The sequence below is a fragment of the Pseudomonas vanderleydeniana genome (genome assembly GCF_014268755.2).
Lineage (GTDB): Bacteria > Pseudomonadota > Gammaproteobacteria > Pseudomonadales > Pseudomonadaceae > Aquipseudomonas > Aquipseudomonas vanderleydeniana.
On the sequence record NZ_CP077093.1, the window covers coordinates 1770729 to 1788991 of the forward strand.

At 64.7% G+C, this 18263-nt stretch carries 15 protein-coding genes; 6 read left to right on the forward strand and 9 right to left on the reverse strand.

Features of this window, described 5'->3' with window-relative positions; genetic code table 11:
* Positions 1 to 180: 180 nt before the first annotated feature.
* The 3 genes from HU752_RS07910 to bglX all read right to left on the reverse strand — a co-directional run bounded on the left by HU752_RS07910 (position 181) and on the right by bglX (position 5785).
* Positions 181 to 1515, reverse strand: coding sequence for a sigma-54-dependent transcriptional regulator (locus HU752_RS07910; protein ID WP_186685066.1), 1335 nt, complete (start codon positions 1513 to 1515; stop codon positions 181 to 183).
* Entirely contained in the window at positions 1509 to 3275 is a 1767-nt protein-coding gene (locus HU752_RS07915; protein WP_186685064.1) for a sensor histidine kinase, read from the reverse strand. Before HU752_RS07915 ends, HU752_RS07910 begins: the two co-directional genes overlap by 7 nt.
* 218 nt (positions 3276 to 3493) lie before the next feature.
* Positions 3494 to 5785, reverse strand: coding sequence for a beta-glucosidase BglX (gene bglX, locus HU752_RS07920; protein ID WP_186685062.1), 2292 nt, complete (start codon positions 5783 to 5785; stop codon positions 3494 to 3496).
* 246 nt (positions 5786 to 6031) lie between these two features.
* On the opposite strand from bglX, the gene HU752_RS07925 reads away from it, so the two are divergent.
* Genes HU752_RS07925 through HU752_RS07940 form a run of 4 tightly spaced genes read left to right on the forward strand, consistent with a single transcriptional unit; the run spans position 6032 to position 9299 of the window.
* Positions 6032 to 6640, forward strand: a complete 609-nt coding sequence (locus tag HU752_RS07925; RefSeq protein WP_186685060.1) for a LemA family protein — start codon at positions 6032 to 6034, stop codon at positions 6638 to 6640.
* Between the two features lie 29 nt (positions 6641 to 6669).
* Positions 6670 to 7380 (forward strand): TPM domain-containing protein, encoded by a 711-nt coding sequence (locus HU752_RS07930; RefSeq protein WP_186685058.1) that lies wholly within the window; start codon positions 6670 to 6672, stop codon positions 7378 to 7380.
* Between the two features lie 28 nt (positions 7381 to 7408).
* Positions 7409 to 8026 carry a TPM domain-containing protein gene (locus HU752_RS07935; RefSeq protein WP_186685056.1) on the forward strand — a complete coding sequence of 206 codons (618 nt, stop codon included), beginning with the start codon at positions 7409 to 7411 and terminating at the stop codon, positions 8024 to 8026.
* Positions 8027 to 8081: 55 nt separating this feature from the next.
* Positions 8082 to 9299: a class I SAM-dependent methyltransferase gene (locus HU752_RS07940; protein WP_186685048.1), complete on the forward strand. Its 1218-nt coding sequence runs from the start codon at positions 8082 to 8084 to the stop codon at positions 9297 to 9299.
* Here the strand turns inward: HU752_RS07940 and HU752_RS07945 are convergent.
* Positions 9287 to 10213: a DMT family transporter gene (locus HU752_RS07945; RefSeq protein ID WP_186685046.1), complete on the reverse strand. Its 927-nt coding sequence runs from the start codon at positions 10211 to 10213 to the stop codon at positions 9287 to 9289. The genes HU752_RS07940 and HU752_RS07945 overlap by 13 nt on opposite strands.
* A 190-nt stretch (positions 10214 to 10403) precedes the next feature.
* Here HU752_RS07945 and HU752_RS07950 point away from each other — a divergent pair, with 190 nt between their 5' ends.
* Together HU752_RS07950 and HU752_RS07955 are read left to right on the forward strand one after the other, a co-directional pair.
* A complete protein-coding gene (locus HU752_RS07950; protein ID WP_186685044.1) occupies positions 10404 to 10985 on the forward strand; it encodes a DJ-1/PfpI family protein in 582 nt (193 codons plus the stop codon).
* A gap of 14 nt (positions 10986 to 10999) precedes the next feature.
* Positions 11000 to 11305 carry a ribbon-helix-helix domain-containing protein gene (locus tag HU752_RS07955; RefSeq protein ID WP_017905997.1) on the forward strand — a complete coding sequence of 102 codons (306 nt, stop codon included), beginning with the start codon at positions 11000 to 11002 and terminating at the stop codon, positions 11303 to 11305.
* A 260-nt stretch (positions 11306 to 11565) separates the two neighbouring features.
* Here HU752_RS07955 and HU752_RS07960 read toward each other — a convergent pair whose 3' ends face one another.
* From HU752_RS07960 to HU752_RS07980, 5 genes are all read right to left on the reverse strand, one after another.
* Positions 11566 to 14130 carry a TonB-dependent receptor gene (locus HU752_RS07960; RefSeq protein ID WP_186685042.1) on the reverse strand — a complete coding sequence of 855 codons (2565 nt, stop codon included), beginning with the start codon at positions 14128 to 14130 and terminating at the stop codon, positions 11566 to 11568.
* A gap of 117 nt (positions 14131 to 14247) precedes the next feature.
* A complete protein-coding gene (locus HU752_RS07965) occupies positions 14248 to 15207 on the reverse strand; it encodes a FecR family protein (RefSeq protein ID WP_186685040.1) in 960 nt (319 codons plus the stop codon).
* The gene (locus tag HU752_RS07970) at positions 15204 to 15743 is read right to left on the reverse strand and encodes an RNA polymerase sigma factor (protein ID WP_186685038.1); all 540 of its coding nucleotides are present in this window, start codon (positions 15741 to 15743) and stop codon (positions 15204 to 15206) included. Before HU752_RS07970 ends, HU752_RS07965 begins: the two co-directional genes overlap by 4 nt.
* Positions 15744 to 15977: 234 nt before the next feature.
* Positions 15978 to 17561, reverse strand: a complete 1584-nt coding sequence (locus tag HU752_RS07975) for a rhodanese-related sulfurtransferase (RefSeq protein ID WP_186685036.1) — start codon at positions 17559 to 17561, stop codon at positions 15978 to 15980.
* Complete coding sequence (locus HU752_RS07980) at positions 17558 to 18193, reverse strand: cysteine dioxygenase family protein (protein ID WP_186685034.1); 636 nt, start codon at positions 18191 to 18193, stop codon at positions 17558 to 17560. The genes HU752_RS07975 and HU752_RS07980 overlap by 4 nt, the downstream gene beginning before the upstream one ends.
* Positions 18194 to 18263: the final 70 nt, after the last annotated feature.

Here is an 18263-nt window from a genome sequence, read left to right on the forward strand (position 1 = left end):
CCCGTGGCGAGCGGGCTTGCCCGCGCTCGACTGCGCAGCAGTCGTAAAGCCATTCACCTGGGTGGGCCTGGCGCATGGCGATTGCAGGTTTCAGGGCCGCTCCGCGCCCCAGCGCGGCGGTGCGGCGTTCCGACAAGCCCGCTCGCCACAGGGGCCACAGGAGAGAGGATTGTGGCGTGGTCAGTCGTCGCGCAGGAAGCTTTCGCGCGTCAGCCCGTGGCGCTGCATTTTCTCGTTGAAGGTGCGCCGCGGCAGTTGCAGTTCTTCGAGCACGGCCTTGACGTCGCCCTTGTGGCGGGTCAGCGCCGAGCGCAGGCACTGTGCCTCGAAGGCTTCCTGCTGCGCCGCCAATGACTGGCCCGGATCGAGGCTGACCGGTTCCGGATCGCCCAGGCCGAGCACCGAGCGTTCGGCGGCATTGGCCAGTTCACGGACGTTGCCGGGCCAGTCATGACCCAGCAGCCGGCTCAGTTGCGAGCCGCCCAGTGGCCTTACCGCGCGCCCCAGGCGCTCGGCCGCGCCCTGGGCAAAGTGCTCGAACAGCAGCGGGATATCCTCGCGCCGCTCGCGCAATGGCGGCAGGCGCAGTTCGGCCACGGTCAGCCGGTACGCCAGGTCTTCGCGAAAACGTCCGGCCCGGGCCTCCTCCAGCAGGTCGGGCTTGGTCGCAGCGACGATGCGCAGGTCGACCGGGATGCTCTGGTTGGAGCCCAGGCGTTCGAGCTTCTGTTCCTGCAACACCCGCAGCAGCTTGACCTGCTGGGCCAGCGGCATGCTCTCGATCTCGTCGAGAAACAGGGTGCCGCCATTGGCATACTCCAGCTTGCCGATCCGCTTGCCCTGCGCCCCGGTGAAGGCGCCGCTCTCATGGCCGAACAACTCGGCTTCGAACAACGGCTCGGGGATCGCCGCGCAGTTGAGGGCCACGAACGGCTTGGCCGAGCGCGGCCCGAAGTCGTGCAGGCAGCGGGCGACCAGCTCCTTGCCGCTGCCGGTTTCGCCGCGGATCAGCACGTTGACCGGCAGCGGCGCCAGTTCCAGCACCTGTCGGCGCAAGGTCTGCAGGCTGCGTGACACCCCCAGCAGGCAGGCATCGAGGCGTAAGCGGCTGTCGGCCTGTTCATGCAGACGGCGGTTCTCCAGCACCAGCCGACGCTTTTCCAGGGCGCGGCCGAGACTGCCGAGCAGGGCTTCGGGGCTGAAGGGTTTTTCCAGGAAGTCGTAGGCGCCATCGCGCATCGCCTCGACCGCCATCGGCACATCGCCATGGCCGGTCAGCAGGATCACCGGCAGGTCGGGGTCGAGCGCCCGTACCCGCGCCAGCAGCTCCAGGCCGCCGAGGCCGGGCATGCGTACGTCGCTGATGATCACCCCGGGAAAGTGCGGTGGCAGGTTCGCCAGGCAGTTCTCGGCGCGGCTGAACAGCCGGACCGAGAATCCCGACAGGCCCAGCCACTGCTCCACCGCGGTACGAATGCTGGCTTCGTCATCGACCACTATCACCGAATTCAGCATGGTTCGCAGACCTCCAGGGCAATGGGCAGGGCCAGGGTGAAGCAGGCGCCGCCCGGCCGGTTGATGACGTTCAGGCGGCCGCCCTGTTCATGGACGATCGCGTAGGACACGGCCAACCCCAGGCCCAGGCCTTCGCCCACCGGCTTGGTGGTGAAGAACGGGTCGAAGACCTTGGCCAGGTGCTCCTCGGGAACACCGCCGCCGCTGTCACTCACACTCAGCAGCCACAGTTGCTGGTCAGCCTCGATACGGATCTCCAGGCGCCTGAGCGGCTGGTCATGCATGGCATCGAGGGCGTTGCGCAGCAGGTTGATCAGCACCTGTTCGAGGCGGATCGCATCGCCGCGAACCCAGGCGGGGCGGGTCAGGTGCAGGACGATACTGACGTTGTCCTCGCGCAGGCGCGGATCGAGCAGTTGCAGGGCCTGGTCGACCACGCCGGCCAGGTCCAGCGGCTCGCGCAGGCCACTGGGGCTTTGCCGGGCGTAGGTCTTGAGGTGGCTGGTCAGGGCGGCCATGCGGGTCAGCATCTGCTCCAGCGGTGCCAGCGCTTCGCGCGCGGCGTCGAGCCGGCCGTGGTCGAGCAGCAGGCGCAGGGTTGCCAGCTGCATGCGTTGGGCGGTCAGCGGCTGGTTGATTTCGTGGGCCAGGGCGGCGGACATCTGTCCCAGCGCCGCCAGCTTGGCCGACTGCACCAGGCCGTCCTGTGCCGTACGCAGGTCGCGCGTGCGCTCTTCAACCAGTCGCTCCAGTTCTGCGCGACTGCGTTGGCGCAGGCGGGCCAGGCGCCAGCGCTGGTTGAGGAACAGCGCCAGGAACACCAGGGTCAGCCACAGGCCGGCCCCGGCCAGCCCGGCATTGCGCCGTTCCTCGGCGGCCAGTTGCGGCTTGCGCAGCAGGTGCAGGGTCCAGTGTTCGGTGTCCAGCGGCAGCGATTCCCAGAGCAGCTCGGCGGTGCCTTCGGGGGTGGTCACCCGGCTCAGGAAGCTGTGGCTGTCGAACACCTGCAAGGTCTGGTGTTCGATGGTGCTCAGCGGCTGCTTGTCGTACTGGCGGGTACGGCCGATTTCGCTGCGGTCGTTGTCCGACAGCGGCCGCAGCAGGCGATAGCGCCAGTTCGGCTGGTTGGCGATGAACACGATGTCGCGGGCGTCGCTGACCAGCAGGATGTCGTTGCCCTTGCTCCACTCGTGCTCGATCTCGGGGAACTCCAGCTTCACCACCATGGCGCCGATGAATTCGCCGCGGTCGTTGTAGACCGCGCTGGAGAGGAAGTAGCCGGGAATCCCGCTGGTCACGCCGACCGCGTAGAAGTGCCCGCTGCCTTCGCTGCGGGTCTGGTTGAAGTAGGGGCGAAAGCCGTAGCTATGACCGACATAGCTGCTCGGCAGTTGCCAGTTGCTGGCGGCCACCGACAGACCGTTGCGGTCGAGCAGTTGCAGGGTCGAGGAGCGTGCGGCGCCGTTCATGCGCTCCAGTTTGCGGTTGAGGGCATCCTGGCGTTGTGGCGTGATCGGCCCATTGAGCGCTTCACGCAGTTCCGGGTCCAGGGCGATCACGGCCGGCAGGGCGCGGTAGCGCTCGATCAGGGTATGCAGGGAGTTGGCGTACAGCGCCAGTTGATCGCGGCCGCGGACAGCATCATCCAGCAATGCCTGCTGCGTGGCACGGTGCATGGCCCAGCCGGCGGCCAGCACGGTGCCGGCGAGAATCAGCAGGGTATGGAGCAGCAGACGCAGGGAGCGGGGGATCGGCGGCATGCGGGCAACGACAGGCTTGGAGAGAGGGCAGGAAAGATAACACGCCCGTCCAGACCAACGCTGACTTGCCGATCGTTCCCACGCTCTGCGTGGGAATGCCTCTCTGGACGCTCGGCGTCCGCTCTTGTGACGCAGAGCGTCACGGGCTGCGTGCCCACGCTGAGCGTGGGCACTATCATCAAGCGGAGCGCCGCCCGACTGTCTCCTACAAGGAGGGGTTACAGCAGTTCGAAGCTCTGTTGCGTCACGTCCCGGGAATCCAGGCCAATCTGCACGTTGAACTTGCCCGGCTCGGCGACGTACTTGAGCTGGGTGTTGTAGAACTTCAGGTCGTTCTCGTCGATGGTGAAGTGAATGACCTTCTCCTCACCGGCCTTGAGCATGACCTTCTGGAAGTTCTTCAGCTCCTTGACCGGACGGATCATCGAACCCGCCACATCCTGGATGTACAGCTGCACCACGGTCTCGCCATCACGCTTGCCGGTGTTGCGCACGGTGATGCTGGCGTCGAGCTTGCCGCTCTTGTTCAGCGTGGTCGAGGACAGCGCCATGTTGCTCAGGCTGAAATCGGTGTAGCTCAGGCCGTAGCCGAACGGATACAGCGGGGTGTTTTCCTCGTCGAAGTACTGCGAGGTGTAGTTGCCCGGCTTGCCCGGCGTGAACGGCCGGCCGATGGTCAGGTGGTTGTAGTACATCGGCACCTGGCCGACCGAGCGCGGGAAGGTGATCGGCAGCTTGCCCGACGGGTTGTAGTCGCCGAACAGCACATCGGCGATGGCGTTGCCGCCTTCGGTACCGCTGAACCAGGTTTCCAGCACGGCATCGGCCTGGTCCTGTTCCTGGCCGATGGTCAGCGGACGGCCGTTCATCAGCACCAGTACCAGCGGCTTGCCGGTGGCCTTGAGGGCGGCGATCAGCTTGCGCTGGGTCTCGGGGATGTTCAGGTCGGTACGGCTCGACGATTCGTGGGACATGCCGCGCGATTCGCCCACCGCAGCGACGACCACGTCCGCCTGCTTCGCGGCCTGGACCGCCTCGTCGATCAGCTGCTGCTCGGGACGCGGGTCATCGACCACTTCCGGCGCATCGAAGTTGAGGAAGTTCAGGTAGTCGACGATCTTCTTGTCGGTGGTGATGTTCGAGCCACGGGCGTAGACCAGTTGGCCCTTGTCGCCCAGGGCACGGCTCATGCCGTCGAACAGGGTGACCGATTGTGCCGGCTGGCCGGCGGCGGCCCAACTGCCCATCATGTCGATCGGGGCCTTGGCCAGCGGGCCGACCACGGCGATCTTCGCCGATTTTTCCAGCGGCAGGGTCTGCTTCTCGTTCTTGAGCAGTACCAGGCTGCGCTTGGCCACGTCGCGCGCTTCGGCACGGTGCAGGCGGCTTTCGGCGTTGGTGTCGGCCGGATCATCCTCGGCCTTGCCGATGCGCAGGTACGGGTCCTTGAACAGGCCCATGTCGTACTTGGCACCCAGCACTTCACGCACGGCGTTGTCCAGGTCGCTCTGCGGCACTTCGCCGGACTTGATCAGCCCCGGCAGTTCCTTGCCGTACAGCGAGTCGTTCATGCTCATGTCGATGCCGGCCTTGATCGCCAGCTTGGCCGCTTCGCGACCGTCCTTGGCGACACCATGCTTGAGCAGTTCGAAGATCGCCCCGTGGTCGCTGACCGCCAGGCCCTTGAAGCCCCAGTCCTTGCGCAGCAGGTCCTGCATCAGCCAGGTGTTGGAGGTGGCGGGCACCCCGTTGACCGAGTTCAGCGCGACCATCACCCCGCCAGCACCGGCGTCGATGGCGGCACGGTAGGGCGGCAGGTAGGTCTGGTACATCTTCACCGGGCTCATGTCGACCACGTTGTAGTCGCGGCCGCCTTCCACCGCGCCATACAGGGCGAAGTGCTTGACGCTGGCCATGATGCTGTCCGCCTGGCTCGGGCTCTTGCCCTGGTAGGCCTGGACCATCACCTTGGCGATGCGCGAGACCAGGTAGGTGTCTTCGCCGAAACCTTCGGAGGTGCGGCCCCAGCGTGGATCGCGGGAGATGTCGACCATCGGCGCGAAGGTGATGTCGAGGCTGTCGGCACTGGCCTCCTGGGCGGCGATGCGCCCGGAGCGGCCGATGGCATCCATGTCCCAGCTGGAAGCCAGGCCCAGGCTGATCGGGAAGATGGTCCGGTGGCCGTGGATCACGTCATAGGCGAAGAACATCGGGATCTTCAGCCGGCTGCGCATGGCCGCGTCCTGCATCGGGCGGTTTTCCGGGCGGGAGATGGAGTTGAAGGTACCGCCGATGTTGCCCGCGGCAATTTCCTTGCGGATCAGCTCACGGGGCATCTCCGGACCGATGCTGATCAGGCGCAACTGGCCGATCTTTTCCTCGAGGGTCATCTGCTTCATCAGGTGGGCGATGAAGGCGTCCTTGTTTTCGATGGGGGCGGTCTTGCTGTCCGCCGCAACCGGGAGACTGGCCAGGCCGACAGCAAGGCCCAGCAAACACAGCTTCTTCATGAATGGTTTTCTCGAGAGCCCGGTACGGCTAGGGCTCAACGAGCACCGGCCGGGCTGTTTAGTTATAGGGAGCGGCTATTGTCGTGCCAATAAATCCAGCACACTGCTGAACTGTTTTTCGCGCTGGGCATCTTTTAGCTGATTGGCTTCATACATTCCAGTGGCGGGGGCCGATTATGCCCTAGTCACGAATGCGCAAAGCCCAGGCGTTTGTCCCTTTTTATCGTTTCAAGGAGCGTTTCGAGCATGCAGGCACCCCAAGGTTTGCGTTCGAGCTGGAGAGTCGCGGTCCTGGTCCTGTTGGCCAGCGTGCTGGCGGGCTGCGGTATCAACAATATTCCCACCTACGACGAGCAGGTGAAGGCCAACTGGGCCCAGGTGCAGAACCAGTACCAGCGGCGCGCCGACCTGATCCCGAACCTGGTGGAAACGGTCAAGGGCTATGCGAAGCAGGAACAGGACACCCTGACCGCCGTGGTCGAGGCCCGCTCGCGGGCGACCTCGGTGCAGGTCGATGCCAGTACCCTGGACAACCCCGAGAAGCTCAAGCAGTACCAGGAGGCCCAGGGTCAGTTGACTGGGGCGCTGAGCCGGCTGATGGTAGTGTCGGAGCGTTATCCGGACCTCAAGTCGAACCAGAATTTCCTCGCCCTGCAGTCGCAGCTCGAGGGGACGGAGAACCGCATCAGCGTGGCCCGGCGCGACTTCATTCTCAGCGTGGAGAAGTACAATACCGAGATCCGTACCTTTCCCGGTCGCCTCTGGCATAGCCTGATGTACAGCGACCTGCCGCTGCGGCCGAACTTCGAGGCGACCAGCCAGGACGCCGACAAGGCACCCCAAGTGAAGTTCTGACCGCTCGGGTCATCACGGATGAGGTAGACATGCGCATATTCAAGAGCGCCGTGTGGCTGTTGCTCTGCATGCTGGCCCTGACGGCCAGGGCCGAGTTGCGGTTCCCCGAACTGACCGGGCGGGTGGTGGACAACGCCGGCATGATCGAGGCGCCGGTGGCCGAGGCATTGACCCGGGAACTGCAGGCCCATGAAAAGGCCACCGGCGAGCAGATCGTGGTGGTGACCCTGCCGGACCTGCAAGGCGCGACCATCGAGGAGTACGGCTACCAGTTGGGCCGGCACTGGGGCATTGGCCAGAAGGATCGCAACAACGGTGCCCTGCTGATCGTCGCCCGCGACGAGCGCAAGGTCCGTATCGAGGTGGGTTATGGCCTCGAGGAGCGCCTGACCGATGCCCGTGCCGCGCTGATCATCAACCAGTTGATCGTGCCGCAGTTCAAGCGTGGCCATGTCTCCAGCGGTATCCGCTCCGGGGTCGAGGCGATGCTCGATACCCTCGGCGGCAAGGTGCAGGAGCCGGCTGAGCCGCAGGGTGATTTCGGTTCACGGCATCCCTTGCTGGTCGCTTTCCTGTGCGTGCTGTTCGTGCTGTTCTGCGGCGTCATGCAACTGATGGGCTACGGCCCCAGGGGCGGTGGCTCGGGAGGACTGGGCGGCGGTGGTGGCAGCCGTTCCGGTGGAGGCTTCAGCGGTGGCGGTGGCAGTTTTGGCGGCGGCGGATCGTCGGGCAGTTGGTAAACCATAATAACGAGAGAGCAGCACAACCATGGCCTTACTCAGTGAATACGAACAGCGCCAGGTCGCCGAAGCGATCGCGCGGGTGGAGCGCCAGACCGATGCGGAACTGGTGACGGTACTGGCCCGTCGCGCCGACGACTACGCCTATATCCCCCTGCTCTGGGCCAGCCTGCTGGCCCTGCTGGTGCCGGGCGTGATCAACTTCTTCTTCGGTTGGCTGAACAGCCACACCCTGTTGGCCGTGCAGTGGAGCAGCTTCATCCTGTTGTGCCTGCTGTTTCGCATCCCGTCGGTCACCAGCCGGCTGATTCCACGTTCGGTGCGGCACTGGCGCGCCTCGGGGCTGGCGCGGCGGCAGTTTCTCGAACAGAACCTGCACCACACGGTTGGCGGTACCGGCGTGCTGATCTTCGTCAGCGAGGCCGAGCGCTATGTGGAGATCCTGGTGGACGAGGGGATCGCCCGGCGCCTGGACAACAGTGTCTGGGAGCCGATCGTCAAGGCGTTCACCGAGCGGGTCAAGCAGGGACAGACCCTGCAGGGCTTCGTCTCCTGCATCGAGGACTGCGGCAAGCTGCTGGTCACCCACGTGCCATTGACCCAGGCGCGCAACGAGTTGCCGAACCGCCTGGTGGTGCTGGGCTGATACAATGCCCGGCAATTCCTGATCCGATTCCTGCACGCCCGAGGCGCTTTCCTACATGTCAGTCACTGCAAAACCCGCCCAGTCCGTGCCGGACCACCATGCCCAGTTCATCGAACTGCTCGAAACCAGCCTGGCGCAGAATGCCTTCATCAAGCTGGTGCTGGCCAAGCATGTCGGTGCCGAGGCGGACCTGCAGCGGCTGATCATCAAGCAACTGACGGTCAAGGACCAGCCCTGCCTGTCCTTCGTCTACCGCTACAAGACCCGCGACATCACCAAGAATTTTCCCTTGGCCGAGGGGGTGGCGAACATCGCGGCGCTGTTGCCGGCGTCGTTCAGGAACGCCCACTTGCTCTCGCTGACCGACGAGATCCAGCTCGAATACAGCAAGAAGGGCAAGAGCACGCTGTTCAGGGGCAAGGCGCAACAGGAGCGGGAAGTGCCCTCGGCCGAACACAACCGCGAGAAGAATCGCTACCTGGAACTGAACCGGCCGTTCCTCACCGACCTGGGCGTGACCAACCGCCAGCATGAGCTGATCCCGGCGATGTCGCGCAAGTGGAAGCAGATCAACAAGTTCATCGAGGTGTTCTCCCATGCCCTGGGCAGCTCACCGATCCAGCTCGACCGGCCGGTGCGGGTGGCGGACTTCGGTTCGGGCAAGGGCTACCTGACCTTCGCCATCCACGATTACCTGTGCAACACCCGGCAGGCCGAGGCGCAGGTGACAGGCGTCGAGTTGCGCGAGGACATGGTGAGCCTGTGCAATGCGGCCGCCGCGCGCCTGGAGCATCCGGGCCTGGTGTTCAAGTGCGGTGACGTACGCAGCGTGGCGCCGAGCGAGCTGGACGTGATGATCGCCCTGCACGCCTGCGATATCGCCACCGACTACGCGATTCACACGGGCATCCGCTCCGGGGCGGCGATCATCATGTGCTCGCCGTGCTGCCACAAGCAGATCCGCCAGCAGATCCAGAGCCCGGCGCTGCTCAAGCCGATGCTGCAATACGGCCTGCACCTGGGCCAGCAGGCGGAGATGGTCACCGACAGCCTGCGGGCGCTGTTCCTCGAAGCCTGTGGCTACGAAACCAAGGTGTTCGAGTTCATCTCCCTGGAGCACACCAACAAGAACAAGATGATCCTCGCGGTCAAGCGCGCCGAGCCGCAGGACCCGGCCCGGCTGCTGGCGAAGATCGAGGAGCTCAAGACCTTCTATGCCATCCAGGAGCATTGCCTGGAAACCCTGCTGCGCGGCGATGGCTACTTGAGCTGAACCCCGGGCGGCAACTGGCCCGGTTGCGCCGGGCGCACTCCGGCCTTGCGCCCGAGCATCACCGTGACGATCACCCCGGCGGCGAACAGCCAGGTCACCGGTTCGACATGTTCACCGAAGAACAGCGCCGAGAAGGCAATGGTGAAGAAGATCTGCAACAGTTGGATCTGGCTGACCCGGGCGATGCCGCCCAGGGCCAGCCCGGCGTACCAGGCGAAGAAGCCGAGGAACTGCGAGAACATCGCCACGTAGCCGAAGGCCCACCAGGTCCGGGTGGAAACTGCGCCCTGGTGTTGCCAGGCCAGGTACAGCACCGGGCCGAGCAGCACCGGGCCGAGCAGCACCGGCACCGACAGCACCAGCGCCCAGCAGATCACCTGCCAGCCACCCATTTCCCGGGCCAGGCGGCCGCCCTCGGCATAACCGAGGCCGCCGACGGCAATAGCACCGAGCATCAGCAGGTCTCCGGCCTGGATGCTACCGGCGCCGCTGAGCAGGGCATAACCGAGTACCAGCGCACTGCCCAGGGCCGCGCAGGCCCAGAAGGCTTTCGAGGGCCGCTCGTGGGACAGCCACGCCGCGTACAACGCCACGCACAACGGCTGCAGGCCGTTGACCAGGGCTCCGTGGGAGGCCGGCAGGCTCTGCATGGCCCAGGCCGAGAGCACCGGAAAGCCGAGGATCACCCCGGCGATCACCAGCCACAGGCCCTTGAACTGGCTCCAGGTCGGCCATTTCTCGCGTCGCCACAACAACAGCGCCGCCGCCGGGACCGCCGCCACCAGTGCTCGGCCGAGGCCGTTGAGCAGCGGGTTGATCTCCTGCACCACGATACGGGTGAAGGGCAGGGTCAGGCTGAAGATCACGACGCCCAGCAGGCCGAGCAGCATGCCGGTGTTTTCACGGGAAGACATAGGGAAGAACCGAAGTAGGTGGGAGAACGAGTGTTCATCTAGCCATAAAGCCCGCCAGGGCGGCTGCTACAGATAGGCGCAGAGTTGTCCGTACAGTTGTCGTAGTAGCCGGCGATTACCTGTCCCCCCGTACAACGACTACCTTGACTACTCTTGTCTGCCCAAGCCTTCACCCAGAGGAGTTCACCCCATGGCCGCGAAAAAGATCCTGATGCTGGTTGGCGATTACGTCGAGGACTACGAAGTGATGGTGCCGTTCCAGGCCCTGCAGATGGTCGGTCACCAGGTGCATGCCGTGTGCCCGGACAAGACCGCCGGCCAGACCGTGCGTACCGCGATCCATGATTTCGAGGGCGACCAGACCTACAGCGAGAAGCCCGGCCACCTGTTCGCATTGAATTTCGACTTTGCCCAGGTCGATGCCGCCAATTATGACGGTCTGTTGATTCCGGGTGGCCGTGCGCCGGAGTATCTGCGTCTGAACGACAAGGTGCTGCAACTGGTGCGGGCCTTCGACCAGGCCGGCAAGCCGATCGCCGCGGTGTGTCATGGCGCGCAATTGCTGGCGGCGGCGGGTATCCTTGAAGGTCGCGAGTGCAGTGCCTACCCGGCCTGTGCCCCGGAGGTACGCCTGGCCGGTGGTCGCTATATCGATATCGCGGTCGACAAGGCCCACGTCCAGGGCAATCTCGCCACCGCTCCGGCCTGGCCGGCGCATCCGAGCTGGCTGGCGGCCTTCCTGGGCCTGCTGGGCACCCAAATCACCCTGTAAGCGAGGCAGCGCCGATGTGCGAGCTCTACGTCAAAGCCGATCCGATTCTCTACGAGTCGCGTTCGCGATCACTGCGCATCGGTGGCGTGGTGACCACCCTGCGCCTGGAGAACCAGTTCTGGGACATCCTCAGCGAGATGGCCGAGGGCGAGGGCGTGACCACCAACCAGATGATCACCCGGCTGTACGAGGAGGTGATGGACTACCGCGGCGAGGTGGTGAACTTCGCCTCGTTCCTGCGGGTCGGGTGTACCCGTTACCTGAGCCAGAAACGGGCTCAGGTCAGGGAGTTGAGCGTGGTGCGGGCGAACGCCGGCTGATCGGGGGTGCCCCTGTCTCCGTGGAAGCCAACTGTCTTCAGCTCCCTACTCATGGACGGCTGTGGAGGCCTATTCGCGGATAAATCCTGCTCCCACGCAGTAAAGTGGTGCCCGCAAGTCGTGTGAACACTGACACCCGTGGGAGCCGGATTTATCCGCGAAGCTTTTAGCGGTTTCAGTGAATTCTTCGCGGATAAATCCTGCTCCCACAGTGAGTCCTGCCAGCCGTTCGTCTTCCCAGCCAGTGTTTTGCCAGGTACTCAGAAGTAGCGTGTCAGGCTGACCTTGAGGTTGCGGCCCACGCTGTAGGCGCGGTCGCCGCTCAGTTCCGGGCGGTAGTTGCGGTTCATCAGGTTGTCCACCGTCAGGTTCACTTCCGTGCCCTTCAGGTAGCGCTGCTGCGGTTTCCACTGGGCGAACAGGCTCTGCACCACATAACTGTCGTTCTCGTACTGGTCGTAGAAGGCATCGCCGACGCTGGTACCCGGGCCGCTGCTGTACTTGTCGCTGGGTAGCCGGTCGGTCTTGCGTACGTAGACACCCTGCCAGCCGACGCGGGCATCCAGGGCCGGGATCTTGGTGCCGAGCAGCACCACCCACTTGGCCGGCGGGATGTCCCGAGCCCAGACCGATGGTCCCCAGGGGTTGGTGTACGGGTTGTCGCGCTTGCCACTCAGGTAGGCATAGGAGAGCTGGCCGAACAAGTAGCTGGAGTCGTAGAAACTCTCGACCTCGAAGCCCTTGATGGTCGTGCCACCGACGTTGCGGTAGTTGGACATCGGGCCGGGCGGACAGGCGGTGCTGATGGTGCCGCCATTGATCGCCTGGTTTTCGCAGCCCACGCCGGTCGCCTTGAAGATTTCATCCTCGATCCGGTTGTGCAGGAAGGTGGTGCGGATCATCAGGTCATCGTTATCGGTGAGCAGCTTGGAGAAGTTGCTGATGCTGCCGAACCGCAACGCGGTGATGCGTTCCGGGTCGAGGTCGACGCTGGTGGCGGTGCGGCTGCCCAGCCCCTGGACTTCGTATTGCTCGTCGATAACCGGGGCGCGCCAGGTCTTGCTGTAGTTGGCGTACAGGCCCTGGGTCGGCGTCACCCGCCAGAAGGCCGCCAGGCGTGGCGACCAGCCGGTGTAGGTGCGGTCGCTGTAGTCGTGGCCGATGGCCGGGTCGGGATTGGAGTAGTAGGGCGCGTCGTTGGCCTCGCCACGGTTGCGCACGTGGTCATAGCGCAGCGACGGGGTCAGGGTGAAGTCGCCCAGGGTCACGGCGTCCTCGATGAAGAACGCGTTGGCGTCGACCTTGCCGTGCGGCATGAAGGCCGGCTGGAAGTGCCCATAGTTGTAGCGTGCGGTGTTGTAGGTGCTGCCGGGCATCCACATCTCGGTCTCGCGGGCGTGCTTGCGGATCTGCGTGCCGACCGTCAGGGCATGCTGCAGGGAGCCGGTATCGAACAGGCTGGTGTTCTTGATCTCCAGCTCGCGGTCCTTGTAGTCGGTGTCCATCTTGCGCCCACCGGTGGCCAGGCTGAAGAAGGCGGTGGCGTTGCGTTCGTCGGTCTGGTCGGTGTTGGATTCGGAGTACTTGATCTTCAGGTCCACCAGCGGGTTGTCCAGTGGCTTGTATTCGTACTTGCCCGACCAGGTGGTGTCGATGGTTTCACGATTGGCCAGCAGGCGCTTCAACGCACCTTCGTAACCATACAGGCGAATGTTTGAGGCGGTGGGTGGCGTCGGGTAGCTCTGGGCGGAGAACGGTGTCCAGCGCTCGCTGTTGGAGCGCGAGTAGGACAGCTTGAGACTCTGCTCGTCGGTGAGATTCAGGTTCAGCTTGAGCAGCATTGCATCCAGGTCCTGGGCGGTGTTGGGGATGCGCTTGGGATTGACCGGATACTGGTTGTTGGGGTTGGGCGGGGCTTCGGCCAGCTTCATGTCGCCACCGTCACGCTGGGTCAGGAACACCAGGCCATCGATCTTGCCGTCATCGGTACGGCCATAGGTCGCGCCGCTGTAGGTCTGTTCATGGTTGTTGCTGGCGTAGCTGTACTTGACCATGGCGCCGCTGTTGCGGCCGTCTTCCAGCAGGTCGGGAGCATCCTTGGTTTCCATGTGTACGGTGCCGCCAAAACCGCCGTTGCCGGTTTCGGGCGAGTGCGGGCCCTTTTCCACCTCGATGCTCTTGATCAGCTCCGGCTCGATGAAGATGGTGCCCTGCTGGTAGCGCTCGAAGCTGCTCTTGGTAGCACCGTCGACGGTCAGCGGCACGTCCTCGGCATCGCCCAGGCCCCAGATGTTGATGGTCTGGCCACCCGGTTTCATCGAGCCGCCCATGCTGATACCGGGCAGCGTCGAGAGCAGAGAGGGAATGTTGCTCGGTTGGGCGCGCTCGATATCGTTCCTGGTCAGGGTCGAACGGCCGACGCTGCTGGAGTCGACTTCCTGGCCGTCGCCGAGAATGCTCATCGCGCCCAGTTGGATGGCGCTCTTTTCGGGGGCCGGGTCGGCATCGGTCTTGCGGATCACGAAGGTGCTGCCGACCTTGATCAGCTTGAAGTCGCCGCCCTTGAGCAGCAGGGCGATGGCTTCCTGTGCGGTGAACTGGCCTTCCAGCGCACGTGCCGGGATACCGTGCAACTGGTCCTCGTCGAACAGCAACTGGATCTGGGTTTTCTGCGCCACCTGGCTGAGAGAGGTCGCCAGCGACTGCGCTGGCAGGCTCATGGCAACCTTGTCGGCTGCCTGGACCTGAAGGCTGGCCACCAGGCAGGCGGCGACCAGGGTTGGGCGGGAACAGCGATGGAACAGCTCGTGAGCAGCGCGAAACATGGAATCCCCCGACGTGGCCAAAGGCCAAAAAGGCGTTCGTTCAGAACGCAATCGGGGAGGAAGACGCGGCAGTGAAAAAATACCTCACCTGCGAATGAAAAATATTCTCATGAATATCTATTTGCGGCTCTCGATCCGCACCTGGCCGTCGTCCAGTGCCACGGTCCGGACCGGGATCAACGCCGGCAGGGCGTTGAGCAGGGCATCCGGGTCCTGCGCGTCGAGGCTGCCGGAGACCTTGAAGTGAGCCAGCGGCCCCTCCGCCAGTTGCACCGGCTTGCTGCGGTAGAGGTTCAACTCATCGACCAGGCTGAGCAGTTCGCGGTTACGAAAGGTCAGGTGGCCGCTACGCCAGTCGGCGACTTCCTCGGCACTCACTGCCTGTTGCTGCACGGTGCCCTTGGCGTAATCGTAGGTCCCGCGCTGGCGGGCTTCGAGCAGGGTCGCGTTGCCCGGATCGCCTTCCGGCTCGAAGGCGACCTGGCCGTGGGCGACGCTGACCACCAGCTGTTTCTGCCCGCGCCGTACATCGAACGCGGTGCCGACCACGCGCACCCGTGCGTTGCCGGCGTGCACCCAGAGGGGGCGTTCCTTGTCGGCGGCGACTTCCAGGTAGAGCTGGCCCTGATCCAGGTAGATGTCCCGTTGCAGGCTGCGGAAATTGATGCGCAGCCGCGTATTGGCGTTCACGTAGAGGGTGCTGCCGTCCGGCAGTTTCAGCGTGCGGGTGCCTTCGGCATGGGCGGCGACCTGATGCCGGTAGGGGCTGTTGGGGGCACCGACGTTGGTGGTCAGCACCGCACAGACCAGCGCGGCGGCCACAGCGAGGGCCGGGCGCCACGGGTTTCGCCGGCGTGATGCCAGGGGCACCGGTTTGTTCAGTTGCCGGAGTTCGGCGAGGTCGGCCCACAGGGCCTCGAATTCGGCGTAGGCCTTGGCATGTGCCGGAGTGGCCCGCCACGCTTCGAAATCCTTGTCGGTCCCCGGGGCCTGCTCGTCGCGATTGCGGGCGAACCAGCTGGCGGCCTGGGCGTCGATGCTGTTTTCATCGAACTCGATGTCGGTGGCGCGGGTCATTCCGGCTGCTCCTTGCCAGGGTCCTGTTCCAGACGCTGCTTGCAGTGCAACAAGGCAAAGGCGATATGTTTTTCCACCATGCTGACGGAAATCCCCATGCGTTCAGCGATCCGGGCCTGACTCAAGCCCTCGAAACGGGCAAGCATAAGGGCTTCTCGACGCCGAGGCGAGAGTTCGGCGAGCACCTCTTTCAATTGTTCGAGCCGTTGCAGGCGCTGCGCGGCCGCCAGTGGGTCGTTGCGCTCGTCGGCCACGGGTTCCTGTTCCGGATCGACCTGTTCGCTGTGCACCGCCTGACGGACCTTCTGCTTGCGCCAGTGATCACGCAGCAGATTGCGTGCCATCTGGAACAGGAAGGCCCGCGGTTGCTCGACCTTGGCCTGCTGGTCGTAGTCCAGCCATTGAGTGAAGACGTCCTGGGTCATGTCCGCCGCGTCGCTGGCGTTGTTCGTGCGTTTGCGCAGGAAGTGCAGGATGTCCGCATAGAACCCGCGAAAGGCTTCAGCCGACAGCGGGTCGGGCTTTGGACGAGACATGGGGAACCTTCACGACTTCAGGTGGCAGGGCTGGAGGTCGCGAATGATATCGAGAATTATTGCTATTTGTCTCGTCTGAAATGAAACTGTTCGTCAGTCTTGAGGCCATTCGCGGGCAAGCCCGGCTCCTACAGGGGGGTGGCGTACGCACATCCTGAGTACGGCATAAATCCTGTAGGAGCCGGGCTTGCCCGCGAACAGCGCCATCCGTCTGGTCCGCCAGGGTTGCCAGGATCAGATCACGAAGAAACCATGGGTACCGTCCCGGCCCAGCTGGGCCACCAGGCCATATTCCCAGTCCAGGTAGCCCTGCATGGCTTCGCGCGGATTGTCGGTGCCCTCGTAGGGACGGCGGTAGCGATCGATACGCGGCGAGGCCAGGCGTTGTTCCCCGGCCTCCACCGGCAACCCGGCGGCAATCCAGGCGGCCGTGCCTCCGGCGAGCAGCCAGACCGGTTTGCCGGTCAGGGCCTGGACTTCGGGGATGGCGAAGTTGGCCAGCAGGCTGCTGCCGCAGGTCAGTACATAACGTTGAGCCGGAGGAACAATCGCCAGCGCCTCGGCGAGTTGGCTGCGCAACGTCCACCAGGCGCCGGGAATATGCCGTTGCACATGGTTGGCGCTGGCGGTGAAGTCCAGCACCTGGGTTCCCGGTTCCTGCAGCCAGCCGGCCAGGGTCGTGGCATCCACGGCCTGGGCTTGCGGCCTGGCGGGCAATGGCGCCTGCCAGGCGCCCTGTTCGCTGAAGTCGCTCGCGGCCAGGCCGTCCAGCACTTTCACCTGCCAGCCCATCTGCGCCAGCCATGACGCGCTCATGTTCGCCCGCACACCGTCATCGTCCACCAGTACCAGGCGGGCGCCGCGGACGCTGGCGAAATGATCGGTCTCCTGCACCAGCTGGCCGCCGGGTGTGGAGCGGGCGCCGGGCAGGTGACCAGCCTCGAATTCCTCCGGGGTACGCACGTCGAACAGGTAGGTGGTGCGAGCGCTTTCGGCTTGCCATTGGTGCAGCTCGGCCAGGCTGGTGCGGCCCACGTCGGCCCGGTCGGCCACCGCCCGGGCGGCCTTTTGTGCGGCCTGCCGATTGTCTGGGCCGACCTCGGCAAAGCGTCGCGCCTGGCCATGTTCCAGCGCCTGTCCGGCCAGGGTCCAGCCGATAGTGCCGTTGCGCAGCGCCGCCACCGGGTTGGGGATACCGGCGTTGACCAGCGACTGGGTGCCGATGATGCTGCGGGTCCGCCCGGCACAGTTGACGATGACCCGGGTGTGCGGGTCGGGCGCCAGTTCGCGCACCCGCAGTACCAGCTCGGCCCCGGGGACGCTGATGCCACTGGGGATGCTCATGGTCTGGTATTCGTCGAAGCGCCGGGCGTCGAGTATCACCAGGTCGGCTTGGGCATCCAGCAGCGCCTGGACCTCCTCGGCGGCCAGCGATGGCGTGTGGCGTTCGGCCTCCACCAGTTCGCCGAAGGACTTGCTGGGCACGTTGACGTCCTGGAACAGTTCGCCACCGGCCGCCTGCCAGCCGGCCAGCCCACCTTCGAGCAGGGCCACGTCGTGGTAGCCCAGGCCCTGCAGCACTGTAGCCGCCCGTTGCGCCAGGCCCTCGCCATTGTCGTAGACGGTCACCGGCGTATCCCGGCGCGGAATCCGCGCATAGGCCTCCAGCTCCAGTTTCGACAGCGGGATGTTGGCGGCGAACAGCGGGTGGGATTCGGCGAACGGTGCCTCTTCGCGTACGTCGAGCAGCGCCAGTTCCTGGCGGGCCAGCAGGGCCTGACGAATGTCCTGGTAGCGGCGGGTACGGATCTCGGTCATTGCAGGGGCTCCTTCGACAGGTCCCAGAGGTTAGGTAGCAGGCTGTTGGAGTAGCCGGAGATGAACGGTTTTTCACTGCCGTCCTGGTGGTACACCGCGCGTTTCACCGCCCCGATGTTGCCGCCATAGACGTGGATGCTGATCGACACCCGGTCGGCGAATGCATTGGACACCCGGTGGATATCGCCAACGCGCGGCGAGACCGCCTCGACCTGGCCCGGTTCGAGGCGGATCGCGTCGCCGGTCTCGCGCAGGCTGCCATCAGCCTGTCGAGCGAACCCCTGGGAGTATTCGGCACCGCGCAGCATGCCGATCAGCCCCCAGACCCGGTGATCATGGATCGGTGTGCTCTGGCCCGGCCCCCAGACAAAACTGACGATGGAAAACTGCTGGCGCGAATCGGCATGCAGAAGGAATTGCTGGTAGCGCTGTGGGTCGGGTTGAGCGAAGTCGTCGGGCAGCCAGTCGTCATGGGCGACCAACTGTTGCAGCAGGCGGCTGCCGTCTTCGAGCACCTGTTCCTCACCGGGCTCCGCCGCCAGCAGGGCTGCCAGCTGGTCGATGAAATGGCGCAGTCGCCCGAGGTTCGGCGTCGGTGAGGTGGGGGTGAGGCGATGGGCTGGTTGAGGCATTGCGGTCCCTCCGTGGACAGTCGGATACGACGTGAACTACACGAGTGGGCTAAAAGGTATTATTCTTTCC